Source organism: Luteimonas campi (assembly GCF_051162505.1).
In the GTDB taxonomy this organism is placed as follows: Bacteria; Pseudomonadota; Gammaproteobacteria; order Xanthomonadales; family Xanthomonadaceae; genus Luteimonas.
The window spans coordinates 21,209-38,276 of sequence record NZ_JBNWEM010000007.1; the positions used below are offsets into that span (position 1 = coordinate 21,209).

The window sequence follows — 17,068 nt, forward strand, 5'->3', positions numbered from 1 at the left end:
CATGCAGACGGCTCTGATCGGAGGAAGGCATGAACCGCAGACTGAAGTGGGGAACCGCCCTGGTGCTGGCGCTGGCCGCTGCCGCCGCGCCCGCCATTGCCATGGCCGACAACGACCGCCGCGGCGGCTACAGCCATCGTGACCACGACCGTCGCGGGCATGACCGGCATGAGCGTCGCTGGGAAGGCCGGGAACACCGCCGCGACCATCGCCACGCGCGCCGCGACGACCGCCGCGACCATCGCTACGAGCGGCGGGACCACCGGCGCGACGACCGCTACTCGCGCAGCTGGCGGGCGCCCGTGGTGGTCCACCACCGGCCCGTGGTGCGCCACTATCACCCGGCGCCGCGGCACGTGGGTCCGCCGCGCTGGGCGAGGGGTGGCTATGTCCACCACTACCAGCGCCCGATCTACGTGGTGAACGACTACTACGGCCATGGCCTGCGCCACCCGCCGCGTGGCCACCGCTGGATGCGCGACGACCGCGGGGACATGCTGCTGGTCGCCATCGCCACCGGCCTGATCGTGGACATGATCCTGCGCTGATCGCAGGCCATGCCCACCGAAGGCGCGTCTCCGGAAGGGGGCGCGCCTTTTTCGTTGCGCATTGTGATTCGTGCGCTCAACGTCCGAGTCGCCGACGATGGGCGTTCATGCGCCCGGCAGGCGCCCCGAGCCCCTGGCGCGTGCAGGCTCCGACTGGTACCCGAGCCTTCATGAAGCGAGCAGGGTGTCCCTGGCAGGCCGTAGCCTGCCCGGCACGCGAACCGCGTCGGCAGGGCCGGCCCGTGTTGCCGGCGGCGGCCCGATCGCCAGGGCCGGACGATCGGCCAATGCTTGCGGCCGAAACCGGTGGCGCCTCGAACGGAGCGTTCCTTCTGCCCCGCGAGCGGCCCCGGCTGCGGCAGAGGGGTACAATCGCGAGGTCCGCCACCGCCCTGGAGTCCCGATGTTTTCCCGCGCTGCCCGTATCGAAGGCTACGACCCCGAACTCGCCGCGGCGATCGCCGCCGAGGTCGAACGCCAGGAGGACCACGTCGAGCTGATCGCGTCGGAGAACTACTGCAGCCCGCGGGTGATGGAAGCCCAGGGCAGCCAGCTGACCAACAAATACGCCGAGGGCTACCCGGGCAAGCGCTACTACGGCGGCTGCGAGTACGTGGACGTGGCCGAGCAGCTGGCCATCGACCGCCTCAAGCAGCTGTTCGGGGCCGATTACGGCAACGTCCAGCCGCATTCGGGCTCGCAGGCCAACCAGGCGGTCTATTTCGCGCTGCTGCAGCCGGGCGACACCATCCTGGGCATGTCGCTGGCGCACGGCGGCCACCTCACCCACGGCGCCAAGGTCAACGCCTCGGGCAAGCTGTTCAACGCCGTGCAGTACGGCGTGAACGACCAGGGGCTGATCGACTACGACGAGGTCGAGCGGCTGGCGCTGGAGCACAGGCCGAAGATGGTCGTGGCCGGGTTCAGTGCCTACTCGCAGAAGATCGACTGGGCGCGCTTCCGTGCCATCGCCGACAAGATCGGCGCGCTGCTGTTCGTGGACATGGCCCACGTGGCCGGTCTGGTCGCCGCGGGCGTCTATCCCAACCCGGTGCCGCATGCGCACGTGGTCACCTCGACCACCCACAAGACCCTGCGCGGTCCGCGAGGCGGCATCGTCGTCGCCTCGCGCGAGGGTGCGGGCGAGCAGTTCGACGAGATCGTCAAGAAGCTTCAGAGCGTCGTGTTCCCCGGCATCCAGGGCGGTCCGCTGATGCATGTGATCGCGGCCAAGGCGGTGGCGTTCAAGGAAGCGCTGGAGCCGGAGTTCAAGAGCTACCAGCAGCAGGTGGTGAAGAACGCGCAGGCGATGGCGAAGACCATCATCGCGCGCGGCTACAAGATCGTATCCGGCGGCACCGAGAACCACCTGATGCTGGTGGACATGATCGGCAAGCCGGTCACCGGCAAGGCGGCCGAAGAGGCCCTGGGCAAGGCCCATATCACGGTCAACAAGAACGCGGTGCCGAACGATCCGCAGAAGCCCTTCGTCACGTCCGGCCTGCGCATCGGCACCCCCGCCGTGACCACGCGCGGCTACGGCGAGCAGGACTGCATCGACCTGGCCAACTGGATCTGCGATGTGCTCGACGCACCGCAGGACGAGACGGTGCTGGCGCGCGTGCGCGAGCAGGTCACTGCCCAGTGCGGGCGGTTCCCGGTCTATGGCTGAGAGGCGGGGATTCGGAATGACCGGACGTTCGTCCGTTGAAGGCCGGGATTCGGGATTCGAAACAGCATCCCGGACCCCGGCTTTTCCGAATCCCGAATCCCGAATCCAGAATCCCGACGTCTGATGCACTGTCCCTTCTGCCAGCACCAGGACACCAAGGTCATCGACTCGCGCGCGTCCGACGACGGCGCGACCATCCGCCGCCGGCGCGAATGCGAGGCCTGCGGCGAGCGCTTCAGCACGCTGGAGACGATCGAGCTCAAGCTGCCGGCGATCATCAAGGGCGATGGCCGGCGCGAGCCCTTCGATGCGCGCAAGCTGCGCACCAGCATGGACCGCGCGCTGCACAAACGGCCGGTGTCCGAGGAGCAGGTGGAGGCGGCGGTACGCGCGGTGGTGCACCAGTTGCGGATGACCACCGAGCGCGAGCTGCCGTCGCGGCGCGTGGGCGAATTCGTGATCGCGGAACTGCGCAAGCTCGACCACGTCGGTTTCGTGCGCTTCGCCTCGGTGTATCGCTCGTTCGAGGACATCACCGACTTCCGCGAAGAGCTCGACCGGCTCGAGCGCGAGCTGCCGGGCGAAGGGCAGCTGCCGCTGCTGAGCGGTGGCGACGTGGTGCCGTTCGGCAAGCCCGGCAAGGGCAAGAAGCGCTGACGCGGGATGATCCGCACGCACCGGGTCCACCGCTACGATCGCAAGGCGTGGCGGCGGCAGTGGTACCTCGGACCGGGCGCGCGCCTGGCCTCCCTGTCGCCCCTGGCGGCGCTGGCCGCATGGGATCGCGGCGACAGTCCGTTGCTGACGGGACTGCTGCTCCTGGCCTGCGGAAATCGGGCTCTGGCGCGGTTGGCAGGAGTGGCGGCGCGAGCGCGATGGCTGGGCATCCGTCGGGCGCCTCCGGCTGCGGTTCGAGGGCGGCGCGCTCTTCCTGCATGAGGGTGCCGTCCTGCGCGAGTCGCGTGCCCTGGAGTCCGTGGTCGCCATCGATGCGATCGTGTCGCGTCGTCGCGTCGAGCGCATCCTGGTGGACGACCGGGATGGCGCGCGTACCGTCTTCGCCGGCCTGCAGGACATGGGCGCTTTCCTCGCCGACCTGCGCGTGCAGGCGCCGTCCGCGCGCTATCGGCGCATGACCATGGGATTCCCGATGAGGCTCAAGGAGGTGACCGCGTGACGTTCTCAGCCACCGACCACGCGATGATGGCGCGCGCCCTGCGCCTGGCCGAACGCGGGGCCTGGACCACCAAACCCAATCCCCTGGTCGGCTGCGTGATCGCCCATGGCGACGAGGTGGTGGGCGAGGGCTGGCACCAGCGACAGGGCGGGCCGCATGCGGAGGTGTTCGCGCTGCAGGCGGCGGGTGCGCGTGCGCGGGGGGCGACGGCCTACGTGACGCTGGAGCCCTGCAACCACACCGGTCGCACCGGTCCGTGCACGGCCGCGCTGATCGAGGCCGGCGTGGCGCGGGTGGTGGCGGCAATGCGCGATCCGTTCCCGCAGGTGGACGGGACCGGACTGGCCCGCCTGCGCGAAGCCGGCATCGCCGTCGAGGTCGGGTTGATGGAGCCGCAGGCGCGCGAGCTCAACGTCGGTTTCCTGTCGCGCATCGAGCGCGGGCGGCCCTGGGTGCGGGTCAAGCTCGCCTGCAGCCTGGATGGCCGCACCGCCATGGCCAACGGCGAATCGAAGTGGATCACCGGCGAAGCCGCGCGCGCGGACGTGATGCGCTGGCGGGCGCGGGCCGGCGCGATCCTCACCGGCGCCGGCACCGTGCTGGCCGACGATCCCTCGCTGACGGTCCGCCTGGACGAGGTGCGCGAGTTCGTCCCGCCGCTGCGCGTGGTGCTGGATCCGGGCCTGGCCACGATCGCGCGCGGCAAGGTCCGCGAAGGCGACGCGCCCACCCTGTACCTGCACGCGCCCGACATCAAGCCGCCGCGCGACCTGGTGGCCGACCGCGCCGCGGTGCCGGTGGCCTCCGGCATGTTCGACCTGCAGGCCGTCCTGGCCCTGCTGGCGCAGCGTGGCGTCAACGAGGCGCACGTGGAGACCGGCGCGACCCTGGCCGGCGCCCTGCTGAAGGCCGGGCTGGTGGACGAACTGCTGTTATACGTCGCGCCCGTACTGCTCGGCGACAAGGCCCGGCCGCTGTTCGGCGGGCTGGGCTTCACCGAGATGGCGCAGAGCCTGCGCATGCGCACGGTCGACGGTCGTCGCGTCGGCGAGGACCTGCGGCTGCTGCTGCGCCCGGCGGACGCATGAAGCCGTGCGCGCAGGGAAGCGGCGTGTGGAAGGCATGATGCGGGCGCGCCCGGGTCGCGCGGCGGCATGAAGCCGGCGCCGTTCAAGGATCATTTTTCCGCGGTCGCGCAGGACTACGCGCAGTCCAGGCCCGGTTATCCGGACGCGCTGTTCGACTGGATCGCCGCTCGGGCGCCCGCGACGGACCTGGCCTGGGAGCCCGGCTGCGGCAGCGGCCAGGCCACGCGCGGGCTGGCCCGGCGCTTCGCGGCGGTGCACGCCAGCGATCCGAGCGCCGAGCAGGTGGCGCAGGCGCTGGCACCGACCAATGTGCGCTTCGTGGTGGAGCCCGGCGAACGCTGCAGCCTGGCCAGCGCCAGTGCCGACGCGGTCTGCGTGGCCCAGGCCCTGCACTGGTTCGACAGGCCGGCGTTCTTCGCCGAGTGCGCGCGCGTGCTGCGGCCGCGCGGATTGCTGGTGGCCTGGAGCTATGGCGATCTGTGCGTCCCCACATCGCTGGCCGCGGCGATGGGCGCCTTCTCGCGCGAGATCCTGCCCTGGTGGCCGGCAGAGCGCCGCCTGGTATGCGCCGGCTACGCGGACTTCGAATGGCCGTTCGAGGCGGTGGAAGCACCGGCCTTCCCGCTGGAGGCGCAGTGGCCGCTGGCGCGCCTGCTGGGCTATCTGTCCAGCTATTCGGCGACACGTCGCATGCGCGAGGCGACGGGAATCGACCCGGTGGCGGTGCACGCGTCGGCCATAGCCCGCGCCTGGGGCGATCCCGGCGCGATCCAGCGGCTGCACTGGCCGCTGTCGGTGCATGCCAGGCGGAAGCCATGACGGCCTGGGGCATCATCGGCTGCGGCGATGTCACCGAGGTCAAGAGCGGTCCGGCGCTGCAGCAGGCGCGCGGCTCGTCGCTGGTGGCGGTGATGCGCCGCGATGGCGCCAAGGCCGCCGACTACGCGCGTCGCCATGGCGTGCCGCGCTGGTACGACGATGCCGATGCCCTGATCCACGACCCGGGGGTGGAGGCGGTCTACGTGGCCACGCCACCCTCGACCCACGCGCACTACGCGATCGCAGCCATGCGCGCCGGCAAGCCGGTCTATGTCGAGAAGCCGATGGCGCTGGATGGCGCCGAATGCGACGCGATGCTGGCCGTCAGCCGCGCGACCGGCATGCCGCTGTTCGTGGCCTATTACCGGCGCGCGCTGCCGCGTTTCGCGAAGGTGCGCGAATTGCTGGCGGTAGGGGCCATCGGCGCGCCGCGGCGCGTCCGCGTGCAGCTGCACAGGACGGTCGATCCGCGCATGGGCGACCCGTCCGCGCCGGCCTGGCGCGTGCGGCCCGAAATTTCCGGTGGTGGGCTGTTCGTCGACCTGGGCAGCCACACGCTCGACCTGCTCGATTTCCTGCTCGGCCCGATCCGCAACGTGTCGGGCGAGGCGACTTCGGCCGGGCTGTACCCGGCCGAGGACACCGTGCGCATGGCGTTCGGGTTTGCCGGCGGTGTGGAAGGCAGCGGCGACTGGTGCTTTCACAGCGACGCCCGGCGCGACCTGGTCGAGATCGAGGGCGAGGCGGGGCGGCTGCGCTTCGCCACCTTCGACGAAGCGCCGGTGGAACTGGTGCGCGCCGACGGCACGCAGCGTTTCACGATCGCCAATCCCCGCCACATCCAGCTGCCGCTGGTGGAACGGGTGGTGGCGCAGTTGCGCGGGGAGGGCCTGTCTCCATCCACCGGCGAGTCCGCCGCCCGCGCCACGCGCGTCATCGACGCGGCCCTGGCCGGATACCGCCGGGCGCGGGCGCCGCAGGCGCCGCTGGGCTAGAATGCCTGCGCCGGCGCAGGCCGGTATCCACAACAATGCAGATGTCTTCAGGGCGGGGTGCAAGTCCCCACCGGCGGTAGGCGGAACGTCGCGGTTGCGGCGAGCCCGCGAGCCCGCGAGCGCCCGCATGCCGCCGTGCATGCGGGGTCAGCAGACCCGGTCCGAATCCGGGGCCGACGGTCATAGTCCGGATGAAAGAAGACCACCGCGCGCGGCCGTGCCGTGCGTGGCCGCCCTTTGGGCGTTTGCCGCCATTGCGGGAAACGAACCATGTTCACCGGATTGATCCAGGGCGTCGGCACGCTCGCATCGCGCCAGTTCCGCGGCGACGACGCGCGCCTGCGCATCGCGTTCGGCACGCTGGCCGACGACGACATCGTTCTGGGCGAGAGCATCGCGGTCAACGGCGCCTGCCTGACCGTGGTGGCGTTCGACCAGGCGCACTTCGAAGCCGACGTATCGGCCGAAACCCTGTCGCTGACCACGCTGGGCATGCTGGCCGAAGGCCGGGCGCTGAACCTGGAGCGCGCGCTGCGCCTGGGCGACCGGCTGGGCGGACATCTGGTCAGCGGCCACGTCGACGGGATCGGCAGCGTGCGCTCGATCGACGATGCCGGCGAGGGCGCGCAGCGCTGGCGCTTCGGTGCCCCGCAGGAACTGATGAAGTACCTGGCGCGCAAGGGCTCGGTCTGCGTCGACGGGGTCAGCCTGACGGTCAACGGCGTCGAAGGCGACGGATTCGAGGTGACCCTGGTGCCGCACACGATCGCGCACACCGCCTTTGCCCGGAACGCGGCCGGCGATGCGGTCAACCTCGAGGTCGACCTGCTGGCGCGCCACGTCGAGCGCCTGCTGGCCGCACGCACGGAGCAGCCGGCATGAGCTTCGCGCCGATTCCCGAACTGCTGGAAGAGATCCGCAACGGCCGCATGGTGGTGATCGTCGACGACGAGGACCGCGAGAACGAGGGCGACCTGATCATGGCCGCCGAGTTGGTGCGACCTTCGGACATCAATTTCATGGTCACCCATGCGCGCGGCCTGGTCTGCCTGTCGCTCACGCGCGAACGGTGCCGCCAGCTCGGGCTGCCGCCGATGGTGCAGTCCAACACGTCCCGCCACCGCACCAACTTCACGGTCAGCATCGAGGCGGCCGAGGGCGTGAGCACCGGCATCTCCGCCTACGACCGCGCCCATACCATCCGCACCGCGGTGCGGCCCGATGCCAGGCCCGACGACCTGTCGCAGCCGGGCCACATCTTCCCGCTGATGGCCGAACCGGGCGGCGTGCTCGCGCGCAGCGGCCACACCGAAGCGGCGGCCGACCTGTCGCGCCTGGCGGGACTGGAGCCGGCCGGCGTGCTGGTCGAGATCCTCAACCCCGACGGCAGCATGGCGCGGCGCCCGGAGCTGGAGGTGTTCGCGCGCGAGCACGGGCTGAAGATCGGTTCGATCGAGGATCTGATCCGTTACCGCCTGGAGACCGAACACACGGTCGAGCGCGTGGACGAGCGCGACATCGACACGCCGCACGGCGTGTTCCGCCTGGTCTGCTATCGCGACCGGCTGGGTCACGCCCTCCACTTCGCACTGGTGCGGGGCACACCCGACGCCGCGCGCGCCTGCCTGGTGCGGGTGCAGTCGCAGAACCTGCTGGCCGATGCGCTGCACTGGCGGCGCGGCGATTTCGGCCCGGCCACGGGCGAGGTACTGGCGATGCTGGAAGCCGAGGGCGCGGGCGCACTGGTGCTGCTCGACGAACCGCACGATGCCGATGCGCTGCTGGCGCGCATCCGGGGCGAAGACGCCGCGGCGGCTGCAACGGGCCGGGCCGGCTCGGCCGGCGAGTGGCGGCGCAATGGCGCCGGTTCGCAGATCCTGCACGACCTCGGCTTCGGCCGCCTGCGGGTGCTGGGCACGCCGCGGCGGCAGGTGGGCCTGGCCGGCTTCGGCCTGGAGATCGTGGAGTACGTGGCCCCCTGACGCCGGCCACTGCGCAGCCCGCGCTAGAATTGCCGTCCCCTACCGGAACCTTCCCAGGCATGAGCCATTACGAAGGCGACCTGCGCGCCCCCGAAGGCGCGCGCTTCGCGATCATCGCCAGCCGCTGGAACCCGCGCATCACCGATACGCTGGTGGCGGGCGCGCGCAAGGCCTTCGCCGAACACGGCGTGGGCGAGGGCGCGGTGGACGTGGTCCGGGTGCCGGGCGCCTGGGAGATCCCGCTGGCTGCGCGCCAGCTCGCGGCCGGCGGCGCGCATCGCGCCATCGTCGCTCTCGGATGCGTGGTGCGCGGCGACACGCGCCACTTCGAGCAGGTGGCGGACGGCTGCAGCGAGGCGCTGATGCGCGTGGCGCTCGAGCACGGCGTGCCGGTGGCCAATGGCGTGCTCGCCGTGGACGCGCACGAGGACGCGGAGCGCCGCGCCGGCGGCAGCCACGGCAACAAGGGCGAGGAATGCGCACTGGTGGCGATCGAGATGGCCAACCTGCAGGAGAAGCTGCCATGACCCGCACTCCGCAGCGTCGCGACGGGATCGACCCGGTGGCCCGCACGCGCTCGCGCCGGCGCGCGCTGCAGGCGGTGTACGCCATGCAGCTGTCCGGCGTGGATGCGAGCAACGCGATCGCGCAGTTCGCGCACGAGCAGGCCCACGAGGTCGCCGACCTGGAGTACTTCGAGGATCTGGTGCGCGGCGTCGGCCAGCACCGCAGGGCGCTCGACGCTTCGCTGCAGCCGTTCCTCGACCGGGTCATCGACGAGGTCGACCCGATCGAACGCGCGATGCTGCGCATCGCCGCCTACGAACTGCAGCACCGGATCGACGTGCCCTATCGCGTGGTCATCGACGAAGCGCTGAAGACGGTCAAGCGCTTCGGCTCCGAGCATGGGCACACCTACGTCAATGGCGTGCTCGACCACGCCGCGGCGCAGTGGCGCGCGACCGAGGTCCGGTCGCAGCGGCCGTAGGCCGAGCCCCGCTGGGGGGCGCCTCCAGGCGCGACGGTTCACGCCGGGTGCGCCCCGGGCGCGACGCTCCCTGTAGCAGTTCCGCCGCAGGGCGAGGCGCCCGGAGGCTTCCCCACGCCAGGCAGACCGGCAGACCATGGAATTCGACCTGATCGCCCGCATCCGCCAGCGCGCCGCCTCGCGCGACGACGTGGTGCTCGGCATCGGCGACGATGCGGCCCTGCTGCAACCGCCGCCCGGGATGCAGCTGGCGGTCTCGATGGACACGCTCAACAGCGGCGTGCATTTCCCCGCGGCGACCGCCGCTGCCGACATCGGCTGGAAGGCGCTGGCGGTGAACCTGTCCGATCTCGCCGCGATGGGCGCGCAGCCGGCCTGGTGCACCCTGTCGCTGTCGCTGCCCGGGCCGGACGCGGGCCTGGTGGATGGGTTTCTCGATGGATTCCTCGCGCTGGCGGCCGAACATGGCGTGGCGCTGGTCGGTGGCGACACCACGCGCGGGCCGCTGTCGGTGTGCGTGACGGTGCATGGCCTGGTGGCGGCGGGCGCGGCCTTGCGGCGCGATGGCGCGCGCCACGGCGACGATGTCTGGGTGACCGGCAGCCTCGGCGATGCCGCCGCGGCACTGGCCGCGATGCGCGCCGGCGCGGCGAGCGATCGCGCCATGCGCATGCGCCTCGACCGGCCGACGCCGCGGATCGCGGCCGGGCGTGCGCTGGCCGGCCTCGCGCACGCCTGCATCGATGTCTCCGACGGCCTGCTTGCCGATCTCGGACATGTGTGCAGCGCCAGTGGCGTGGGTGCGCGGGTCGAACTGGCGTCGCTGCCCGCATCGCCGGCGCTGGCCCGGTTCGCCACCGCGGTGCGCTGGCCCTGGCAGGCGGGCGGTGGCGACGACTACGAGTTGTGCTTCACCGCGCCCCCGACCGCGCGCGAGCGGGTGCTGGAGGCGCTGGCATCGACGGCCACGCCGGTCAGCCGCATCGGCACGATCACCGACGGCCACGACGTGGTTGCGATCGATCCCGACGGCCAGCCATGGCAGGGGCCGCGCCGGGGCTACGCCCACTTCGCCTGAGGCCGATCGCCCTCAGCCCGTTCCGTCGAGCGCGGCGTGCATCCGCTCCAGCGCCTGCAGCAGCAGGGGCTGCGGCAGGGCGAAGTTCATGCGCACGAAACCCGCTCCGGCCTCGCCGCAGTCGCGGCCGTCGGTCAGCGCGACCCGCGCTTCGCGCAGGAAGAAGCGGGCCGCCGGCGTTGCGGCCGGCACGGGCAGCGCGCGACAGTCGATCCAGGCCAGGTAGGTGCCCTGCGGGGCGGCGAAGTCCGCCTGCGGCCAGTGCGTCGCGATCCAGCCGCTCAGCAGGTCGCGATTGCGCTGCAGGTAGGCCAGCACGTGATCCAGCCAGGACCCGCCATCGCGATAGGCCGCGATCGAACCGATCATGCCGAGCCCCGCAACGCCATGGCCGGCGAGCAGGCCGATGCCGCGCCAGCGCGCGAGGTCGGCGTCGTTGGAGAAGATCAGCTGGGCGCACTTGAGGCCGGCCAGGTTCCAGCCCTTGGACGCGGACACGGCCGTGATCGCATGTCGCGCGGCGGCGTCGCAGACGCTGGCATAGGGCAGATGGCGCCGCTGCGGGTACACCAGCGGGGCGTGGATCTCGTCGGAAAACACCCGCGCGCCGTGCCCGTCGACCAGCGCGGCCAGCGCCCGCAGCTCTTCCGCATCGAACACGCGGCCGGTCGGGTTGTGCGGATTGCACAGCAGGACCAGTCCCGCGCCTTCGCCCAGCGCCCGGCCGATGCCATCGAGGTCCATCGACCAGCCGTCGCCGGCGCGCAGGTGCGGCACTTCGATCACGCGGTGCCCAAGCAGCTCCAGCAGCGGGCGGAACGGCATGTAGGCCGGGGTCGGCAGCACGACCGGAGTGGCGGCCGGCACGAAGTGCCGCAGCACCGCCTCCAGGCCGCCCAGCACGTCGCCGACGGCATGGATGCGGTCGGGGTCCACGTCCCAGTCGCAGCGGTCGTGCAGCCACTGCGCGCAGGCCTGCGAGAGCGCGCGCGCCAGCGCGGGCGTTGGATAGCCGCAGCGGCCCTGGTCGATCGCGCCGCGCAGTGCGGCCGCCACCGGCGGCGGCGTCCCGAAGTCCATTTCCGCGACGAAGGCGCCGATGCTGTCGGGGTACGCGCTCCACTTCAGCCCTCCGGCGGCACGCAGCAGGGCTTCGTCGATCCGGTCGTAGTCGGGGGCCTCAGGCATCGTCGGCGCGGAAGGCATCGCGGATCCAGGTCAGGGCGGGGGCGTCGGGATCGCCGCTGGCTTCGACCACGTCGAAACGGCAGGCTGCTTCGCGATGGCGCGGGTGCGAGGCCAGGAACTGGCGTGCGGCCAGGACCAGGCGCCGGCGCTTGCCTGCATCCACCGACGCGGCGCCGCCGCCGAAGCGGTTCGAGCGGCGGTACCGCACCTCGATGAACACGAGGGTCTCGCCGTCGAGCATCACCAGGTCGAGTTCGCCGACCCGGGCCGAGGCGTTGGCGGCCACCGGACGCAGCCCGGCGGCCGCCAGATGGCGCGCGGCTGCGGCTTCGATGGCCGCGCCGCGGCCGCGCGTGCTGGTCGGTGGAGGCTGCCGCGACGGGGTCATGCGGCTCGCGCGATCAGCCGCCGCTGCCGGCCAGCGGCACCACCATGCCGTTGCGGAAGGTGGCCCAAGCCGGGACGCGCACCACGTTGCCGGCAGGATCGAGGCTGAGCCGGCCCGTCGCCCCCTCGACGCTCGCATCGGGCCGGGTCGCCAGGTGCTGGAGGTAGGCGCTGAGCAGCCAGGCGTCGTGTCCGAAGGCGAACAGGCGCGCCGCCGGGCCGCGCGCCGTGGGCAGGTCCGCCGCCAGGGTCTGCGGCGAGGGCAGGGTGGACAGGCCGCCGGTGGCCCAGGTCTCGCTGGCGAAGGCGATCCCGTCCAGCGCGCGGTCCTCGTCTGGCTTGCCGGTGCCCGAGGTCAGCTGCGAGGTGGCGACCAGCAGCTTCTGGCCGAGGCCCGCGGCGAACAGCTGCGGCGTCAGCAGCCGCGCTTCGCTGCCGCGCAGGGCGATCAGGACCGCGTCGATGCCGCCCTCGCGCGACGCGGCCGCGCGCAGCGCCGGGGTCTGGTCGCCGGGCTGCTCGCCAGTGATCGCCAGGGTGCCCGCGATCGCGCCGCCGCCGGCCTCCAGCCGGGTGCGGAACGTCTCCACGCTGCGGCGCGCATGATCGTCGCCGTTGCTCAGCACCAGGACCTGGCGCGCGTTGCGCGCGAGCAGGTAGGCCGCCGCGGCAGCGCCTTCGTCCTCCGGCGCCAGCGAGAAGTTGGCGGCATTGTCCGGGGGCGGGGCGTTGCCCCGGTTGAGCGCCAGCAGCGGCACGGCCTGGGGCGCGTTGAACAGGGTCGAGACCGCGTCGCGCCCGAGCGGGCCGAGGATCTGGTCGGCGCCTTCGGCGATCGCCCGGACGCGCGCCATGACCGCGCCGGAGGGGGTGCTGGCGGTGTCGTAGAACACCAGTTCCGGCTTCTCGCGACGCTCGGCGTAGTAGGCCGCCAGCAGCCCGTCGCGCACCGACCCGGCTGCGGTCGCGAGCTCGCCGCTCATCGGCAGCAGCACCGCCAGCTTGCGCGGCGGCTGGTAGCCGTCGCCCGCGGCGGCCCCGCGCGTGGCATCGAAGTTCCAGTGCGGATTGATCGCCGGGGCGGCCGGGGCTTCGCTGTCGGGCGCGGGGCCGGTCACCTGCACCGTGGCGCAGCCCGCCAGCGTGGCCGCCATGGCCAGACCGCACATCCATTTCGACATCTGCCGCATCGGCGGGCTCCGCGGTGGACAATAGTCGCCGATTCTAGCGTCCCAGCCCGGGAGAGACGATGTCATCCGCTTCACCGGCGCCGCGCGCAGCGGGCGTGCTGCACGTGGTCGCCACACCGATCGGCAACCTCGGCGACCTGTCGCCGCGTGCGCAGGAGGTGCTGCGCGGCGTGGCCGCCATCTGCGCCGAGGACACCCGACGCAGCGGGCAGCTGCTGTCGCATTTCGGCATCGCCACGCCGCTGCTGGCGCTGCACGAGCACAACGAAGAGGCGATCGCCGAGCGCGTGGTGGCGCGCCTGCTGCGCGGCGAGTCGCTGGCCCTGGTCAGCGATGCCGGCACGCCGCTGGTCAGCGATCCGGGCTATCGGCTGGTGCGCGCGGCCCGTGCGGCCGGCGTCCGGGTCAGTCCGGTGCCGGGCGCGTGCGCGGCGATCGCGGCGCTCAGCGTGGCCGGGCTGGCCAGCGACCGGTTCGCGTTCGAGGGCTTCCTGCCGGCGAAGGCCGCGGCGCGTCGCGAACGCCTGCAGCCGCTGGCGGCCGAGCCGCGCACCCTGGTGTTCTACGAGTCCTCGCACCGCATCCTCGAATCGCTGGAAGACATGGTCGCCGTGTTCGGCGGCGCGCGTCCGGCGGTGCTCGCGCGGGAGCTGACCAAGCTGTTCGAAACCACGCTCGATGGAACGCTCGCCGAGCTGCTGGTCGCGGTGCAGGGCGACGAGAACCAGCGCAGGGGCGAGTTCGTGCTGGTGGTCGAAGGTGCGAGAGACGATGCCGACGCGCAGCTGGCCGAAGGGCGGCGCGTGTATGCCCTGCTCAGCACGCAGCTGCCGCCCTCGGCCGCGGCTCGGCTGGCGGCGGAGATCACCGGCGCGCCGCGCAAGGCGCTCTACGGCAGCTGAGGTGTTCAGCCGGCCGCCGTCGCGCATGCGACAATGCGCGCGGCGGAGTCGGCCGGACAGTCACGTCATCCCTCGTGGATGCCGAGGAAAGTCCGGGCTCCACAGGGCACGGTGCCAGGTAACCCCTGGGCGGCGCGAGCCGACGGAAAGTGCAACAGAAAGATACCGCCGATGGCCCTGTCACCCCTTTGCCGTTGCTGGCCGAAGCGATGGCGTTTCGGCACTTGCCGGCGTAGCCGGCCAAGTGGTCCCGGAGACCGCAAAGGGGTGGCAGGGCACAGGCAAGGGTGAAATGGTGCGGTAAGAGCGCACCGCGAGCCTGGCAACAGGCCGGCACGGCAAACCCCACCGGGAGCAAGACCAAATAGGGAGGCTATGCCGCGGCCCGCGGTGTCTCCGGGTAGGTTGCTTGAGCGTCGCGGTGACGCGGCGCCTAGAGGAATGACTGTCCACGACAGAACCCGGCTTACAGGCCGGCTCCGCCACCTGGACAAAAAATGCGCACGGCCCCAGGGGAGAGAGAGATGGGGGCCGTGCGCAAGACCAGCGGTCTAATGGGCTTCGATGCCCTTGCCGACAGTCTCGCGCCCGACGCCCGCGCAGGCGTGTCCGGCGCTGCGCAGTGAGGTGGCGGAAGTTGCGGTTTCGCGTGGCTCAGCCGGACTTGCGCGTCAGCCGTGAAACGCCGATGTCGCTGCGATCCTCCGTGGCCACCGGCAGCACCAGGCGACGGCGGTCGGCACCGACCTGGAATCCTTCGCCCAGCAGCAGCTGCAGCCCGGGCAAGGTCGCCAGGCGCTGCGAGTCGCCGTCCTCGCGCAACGAGTGCGCGACCAGCACCAGCTGCCCCGCATCGCCCGGCTCCAGCGCCCAGACCGCATCGTCGACCACGCGCCACGGCTCCTCGACCGAAAATGGCGCCATGGGCAGCGGGCGCAGGTCGTCTTCGGCCACCGCCGCGATGCGGCCACGGTCGCTGCCTTCGGTCAGCAGGAGCGCAGCCCTGCCCTGCACCGTGGCGCGCTCGACCCGGAAAGCCGGCAGCGGTGTCGGCTGGCCACGGCAGCCGGATTCGCCGCTCGCGCGGCGGCAGGCGTGCAGCCGCCAGCCATCGACATGCCAGCCGGTGTACCAGATCGAGCGGTCGTCGCTGGCATAGGTGGCATTGCGCAGCGACGCGCCCGCCGCCGCGACGCGATGCGATACGCCCTGTTCCAGGTCGAATTCGTGCAGTTCGTGTCGACCCTCGATCCGCAGTACGTACAGCACCCGGCGGCCATCGGCAGAGAGGACCGGCGCTTCCGCGCGCCCCGATTCGTGCCGGGTCAGGCGCATGGTCTTGCCGTCGCCACGGTCCAGCAGCCAGAGCTGCGAACTGCCGTCGCGGTCGCTGGCGAATACCACGCGGGCATCGTCGGCCGACATCGCCGCCGAGAAATCGCGTCCCGAGGAGGGCGCCAGCCAGCGGACGTCCCCCGCGTCGAGCGCGACTTCGGCCAGCGCCGACCGCCAGGATTCCAGCTGGAACGCGAGGGTCCAGTCGCGCTGGGCGATGTCCGGCGAACTGGCCCCGCGGATCCCCAGCGCGGTGATCCTGCCCCCCGCCGATTCGACCGTATACAGGGCGCGATCGCCCTGGTGATTGGAGGAGAACACCAGACCGCTGCCGTCGGGCAGCCAGTCGAAGCCGCTGATCTCCGAGCGCAGGGTCGTCAGGCGCACGGCCTCGCCGCCGGCGCTGGAGACCCAGTACAGGTCGGACGTGGGGTTGGAGCCACGGCGGAACGCGATGCGGCTGCCATCCGGCGAGAAGCGCGGGTACAGATCGACCGGCGTTTCCATCGGACCGTATTCGAAAGGCTCGGCTGCCCAGCCTCCGGCACGGCGCAGCAGCTGGATGCGCGTGCTGCCGGGGCTCCCCGGAAGGATGGTCGAGTACGCGATCTGGTCGGGGTCGGCCGGGTTCCAGTCGAGGTAGACCACGCTGTGCGGCGGACAGTCGGCGAGTTTCAGATGCCCGCCGCCATCGATGCTGGTGGTGCGGATCTCGCAGCGGGTCTCGTCGGCGGGCCGCCACACGTAGGCGATCTCGCGACCATTGGGCGACCACGCCGGCCGCTCCGCATGGTCGCCGTCGGCCAGCGCGATCGGCTCGGTGCCGTGCAACGATTGCAGGAACAGGCCCGGAGCACCCCCCAGGCGATCACGGCGCGTGTACACCAGCCAGTCGCCGCCGGGACTCAGTCGTGGGGAGGCTTCGCTGCCGGGCGCGAAGGTGATCCGTCGCGCGGGTTCGGCGACCAGGCTGGCCTGCGCCGGAGGCTGCGACGCGTAACGCCAGGCGATGGCCGCGAGCGCGACCAGCAGCGCTGACAGCACCAGCACCAGCGCCATGGGCGACGACCACCAGGGCCGCGACCTGCCGGGCCTGGCCTCGCCAGGAAGGGGGAACGCCAGCGATGGGCTGCTGGCCTGCGGCTCCGGAAGTGCGCCAGTCTCCCGCGTCGTCGCGACCGAGACGCTTTCCGTGCCCGTGGCCGGAACGTCCGGGCCCGCCGGTTCGCCGACGCCGTCGGTGACTGCCTCGTCTTCGGGCCCGGTCTCAGCGCCTGTCAGAGCCCGCACCGGCGCCACCAGCCGGTATCCGATGCGGGGGATGGTCTCGATATACGCAGGCCGCCCGGGATCGTCGCCGAAGGCGCGGCGCAGTGCGGTGACGGCGTGGCCGACCACCCCGGGCGTGACATGGGCGCTGCCCCACACTTCGTCCAGAAGTTCGTCGCGCGAGAGGGTCACGCCAGGTGCGCGCGCCAGGGCCAGAAGCACGCCCATCGCCTTGGGCGTCAGGCGCGTGGTCTGCCCGTCGGCCTCCACCTGCAGCGCGCCGGCGTCGATGCGGAACGCACCGACGCGCAGCTGCTGACGGTGGCTGCCGTCGCGGCCGCGTTCGTCTGTAGCTCGGGGCAAGGGTCACCTGTGGCCGGACCGCGGTGCGCATCCGCGGGGCGAGAACGCCAGCGGACCGCCCGGATCGCGGCAGAACTTCCTGGGGTG

At 72.0% G+C, this 17,068-nt stretch carries 17 protein-coding genes, 1 other RNA gene and 1 riboswitch; of the genes, 14 read left to right on the plus strand and 4 right to left on the minus strand.

Going from position 1 to position 17,068, the window contains the following annotated elements:
- Positions 1–29: 29 nt before the first annotated feature.
- The 12 genes from ACQYVW_RS16505 (at position 30) to thiL (ending at position 10,347) form a co-directional block, all read left to right on the plus strand.
- Positions 30–548, plus strand: a complete 519-nt coding sequence (locus ACQYVW_RS16505; RefSeq protein ID WP_434947741.1) for an RcnB family protein — start codon at positions 30–32, stop codon at positions 546–548.
- Between the two features lie 403 nt (positions 549–951).
- The gene (glyA, locus tag ACQYVW_RS16510; RefSeq protein ID WP_434947742.1) at positions 952–2,220 is read left to right on the plus strand and encodes a serine hydroxymethyltransferase; all 1,269 of its coding nucleotides are present in this window, start codon (positions 952–954) and stop codon (positions 2,218–2,220) included.
- A gap of 123 nt (positions 2,221–2,343) precedes the next feature.
- On the plus strand, positions 2,344–2,877 hold the full coding sequence (nrdR, locus tag ACQYVW_RS16515; RefSeq protein WP_434935408.1) for a transcriptional regulator NrdR: 534 nt from the start codon (positions 2,344–2,346) through the stop codon (positions 2,875–2,877).
- Between the two features lie 319 nt (positions 2,878–3,196).
- Positions 3,197–3,397 (plus strand): hypothetical protein, encoded by a 201-nt coding sequence (locus ACQYVW_RS16520; protein ID WP_434947743.1) that lies wholly within the window; start codon positions 3,197–3,199, stop codon positions 3,395–3,397.
- 23 nt (positions 3,398–3,420) lie between these two features.
- A complete protein-coding gene (gene ribD, locus ACQYVW_RS16525) occupies positions 3,421–4,485 on the plus strand; it encodes a bifunctional diaminohydroxyphosphoribosylaminopyrimidine deaminase/5-amino-6-(5-phosphoribosylamino)uracil reductase RibD (protein WP_434947807.1) in 1,065 nt (354 codons plus the stop codon).
- A gap of 66 nt (positions 4,486–4,551) precedes the next feature.
- A complete protein-coding gene (locus ACQYVW_RS16530; RefSeq protein ID WP_434947744.1) occupies positions 4,552–5,304 on the plus strand; it encodes a class I SAM-dependent methyltransferase in 753 nt (250 codons plus the stop codon).
- Positions 5,301–6,299: a Gfo/Idh/MocA family protein gene (locus ACQYVW_RS16535; protein ID WP_434947745.1), complete on the plus strand. Its 999-nt coding sequence runs from the start codon at positions 5,301–5,303 to the stop codon at positions 6,297–6,299. Before ACQYVW_RS16530 ends, ACQYVW_RS16535 begins: the two co-directional genes overlap by 4 nt.
- Before the next feature lie 39 nt (positions 6,300–6,338).
- Positions 6,339–6,506: riboswitch (FMN riboswitch) on the plus strand.
- A gap of 63 nt (positions 6,507–6,569) precedes the next feature.
- A complete protein-coding gene (locus tag ACQYVW_RS16540) occupies positions 6,570–7,181 on the plus strand; it encodes a riboflavin synthase (RefSeq protein ID WP_434947746.1) in 612 nt (203 codons plus the stop codon).
- On the plus strand, positions 7,178–8,281 hold the full coding sequence (gene ribB, locus ACQYVW_RS16545) for a 3,4-dihydroxy-2-butanone-4-phosphate synthase (RefSeq protein WP_434935417.1): 1,104 nt from the start codon (positions 7,178–7,180) through the stop codon (positions 8,279–8,281). The genes ACQYVW_RS16540 and ribB overlap by 4 nt, the downstream gene beginning before the upstream one ends.
- A 59-nt stretch (positions 8,282–8,340) precedes the next feature.
- Positions 8,341–8,808 carry a 6,7-dimethyl-8-ribityllumazine synthase gene (gene ribH, locus ACQYVW_RS16550; RefSeq protein WP_434935418.1) on the plus strand — a complete coding sequence of 156 codons (468 nt, stop codon included), beginning with the start codon at positions 8,341–8,343 and terminating at the stop codon, positions 8,806–8,808.
- Positions 8,805–9,269 (plus strand): transcription antitermination factor NusB, encoded by a 465-nt coding sequence (gene nusB, locus ACQYVW_RS16555; protein WP_434935419.1) that lies wholly within the window; start codon positions 8,805–8,807, stop codon positions 9,267–9,269. Before ribH ends, nusB begins: the two co-directional genes overlap by 4 nt.
- Before the next feature lie 136 nt (positions 9,270–9,405).
- Positions 9,406–10,347, plus strand: coding sequence for a thiamine-phosphate kinase (thiL, locus tag ACQYVW_RS16560; protein WP_434947747.1), 942 nt, complete (start codon positions 9,406–9,408; stop codon positions 10,345–10,347).
- Positions 10,348–10,359: 12 nt separating this feature from the next.
- On the opposite strand, the gene ACQYVW_RS16565 is transcribed toward thiL, so the two are convergent.
- From ACQYVW_RS16565 to ACQYVW_RS16575, 3 genes are read right to left on the minus strand one after another with little or no spacing between them, the layout of a single operon-like run.
- The gene (locus ACQYVW_RS16565; protein ID WP_434936743.1) at positions 10,360–11,535 is read right to left on the minus strand and encodes a MalY/PatB family protein; all 1,176 of its coding nucleotides are present in this window, start codon (positions 11,533–11,535) and stop codon (positions 10,360–10,362) included.
- The gene (locus ACQYVW_RS16570) at positions 11,528–11,923 is read right to left on the minus strand and encodes a YraN family protein (RefSeq protein ID WP_434936741.1); all 396 of its coding nucleotides are present in this window, start codon (positions 11,921–11,923) and stop codon (positions 11,528–11,530) included. Before ACQYVW_RS16570 ends, ACQYVW_RS16565 begins: the two co-directional genes overlap by 8 nt.
- Positions 11,924–11,936: 13 nt before the next feature.
- On the minus strand, positions 11,937–13,103 hold the full coding sequence (locus tag ACQYVW_RS16575; RefSeq protein WP_434947748.1) for a penicillin-binding protein activator: 1,167 nt from the start codon (positions 13,101–13,103) through the stop codon (positions 11,937–11,939).
- 68 nt (positions 13,104–13,171) lie between these two features.
- Between ACQYVW_RS16575 and rsmI the strand changes: the two genes are divergently transcribed.
- Both rsmI and rnpB read left to right on the plus strand, forming a co-directional pair.
- Positions 13,172–14,014: a 16S rRNA (cytidine(1402)-2'-O)-methyltransferase gene (gene rsmI, locus ACQYVW_RS16580; protein ID WP_434947749.1), complete on the plus strand. Its 843-nt coding sequence runs from the start codon at positions 13,172–13,174 to the stop codon at positions 14,012–14,014.
- A 44-nt stretch (positions 14,015–14,058) separates the two neighbouring features.
- An RNA gene (gene rnpB / locus ACQYVW_RS16585) (RNase P RNA component class A) lies at positions 14,059–14,499 on the plus strand.
- A 169-nt stretch (positions 14,500–14,668) separates the two neighbouring features.
- On the opposite strand, the gene ACQYVW_RS16590 is transcribed toward rnpB, so the two are convergent.
- Complete coding sequence (locus ACQYVW_RS16590) at positions 14,669–16,981, minus strand: winged helix-turn-helix domain-containing protein (protein ID WP_434947750.1); 2,313 nt, start codon at positions 16,979–16,981, stop codon at positions 14,669–14,671.
- Between the last annotated feature and the right edge of the window lie 87 nt (positions 16,982–17,068).

Bases quoted from the DNA above. Each gene is read 5' to 3' on its own strand.
- ACQYVW_RS16505 (WP_434947741.1), top strand. From the start codon at position 30: ATGAACCGCAGACTGAAGTGGGGAACCGCCCTGGTGCTGGCGCTGGCC.
- glyA (WP_434947742.1), top strand. From the start codon at position 952: ATGTTTTCCCGCGCTGCCCGTATCGAAGGCTACGACCCCGAACTCGCC.
- nrdR (WP_434935408.1), top strand. From the start codon at position 2,344: ATGCACTGTCCCTTCTGCCAGCACCAGGACACCAAGGTCATCGACTCG.
- ribD (WP_434947807.1), top strand. From the start codon at position 3,421: ATGATGGCGCGCGCCCTGCGCCTGGCCGAACGCGGGGCCTGGACCACC.
- ACQYVW_RS16530 (WP_434947744.1), top strand. From the start codon at position 4,552: ATGAAGCCGGCGCCGTTCAAGGATCATTTTTCCGCGGTCGCGCAGGAC.
- ACQYVW_RS16535 (WP_434947745.1), top strand. From the start codon at position 5,301: ATGACGGCCTGGGGCATCATCGGCTGCGGCGATGTCACCGAGGTCAAG.
- ACQYVW_RS16540 (WP_434947746.1), top strand. From the start codon at position 6,570: ATGTTCACCGGATTGATCCAGGGCGTCGGCACGCTCGCATCGCGCCAG.
- ribB (WP_434935417.1), top strand. From the start codon at position 7,178: ATGAGCTTCGCGCCGATTCCCGAACTGCTGGAAGAGATCCGCAACGGC.
- ribH (WP_434935418.1), top strand. From the start codon at position 8,341: ATGAGCCATTACGAAGGCGACCTGCGCGCCCCCGAAGGCGCGCGCTTC.
- nusB (WP_434935419.1), top strand. From the start codon at position 8,805: ATGACCCGCACTCCGCAGCGTCGCGACGGGATCGACCCGGTGGCCCGC.
- thiL (WP_434947747.1), top strand. From the start codon at position 9,406: ATGGAATTCGACCTGATCGCCCGCATCCGCCAGCGCGCCGCCTCGCGC.
- ACQYVW_RS16565 (WP_434936743.1), bottom strand. From the start codon at position 11,535: ATGCCTGAGGCCCCCGACTACGACCGGATCGACGAAGCCCTGCTGCGT.
- ACQYVW_RS16570 (WP_434936741.1), bottom strand. From the start codon at position 11,923: ATGACCCCGTCGCGGCAGCCTCCACCGACCAGCACGCGCGGCCGCGGC.
- ACQYVW_RS16575 (WP_434947748.1), bottom strand. From the start codon at position 13,103: ATGTCGAAATGGATGTGCGGTCTGGCCATGGCGGCCACGCTGGCGGGC.
- rsmI (WP_434947749.1), top strand. From the start codon at position 13,172: ATGTCATCCGCTTCACCGGCGCCGCGCGCAGCGGGCGTGCTGCACGTG.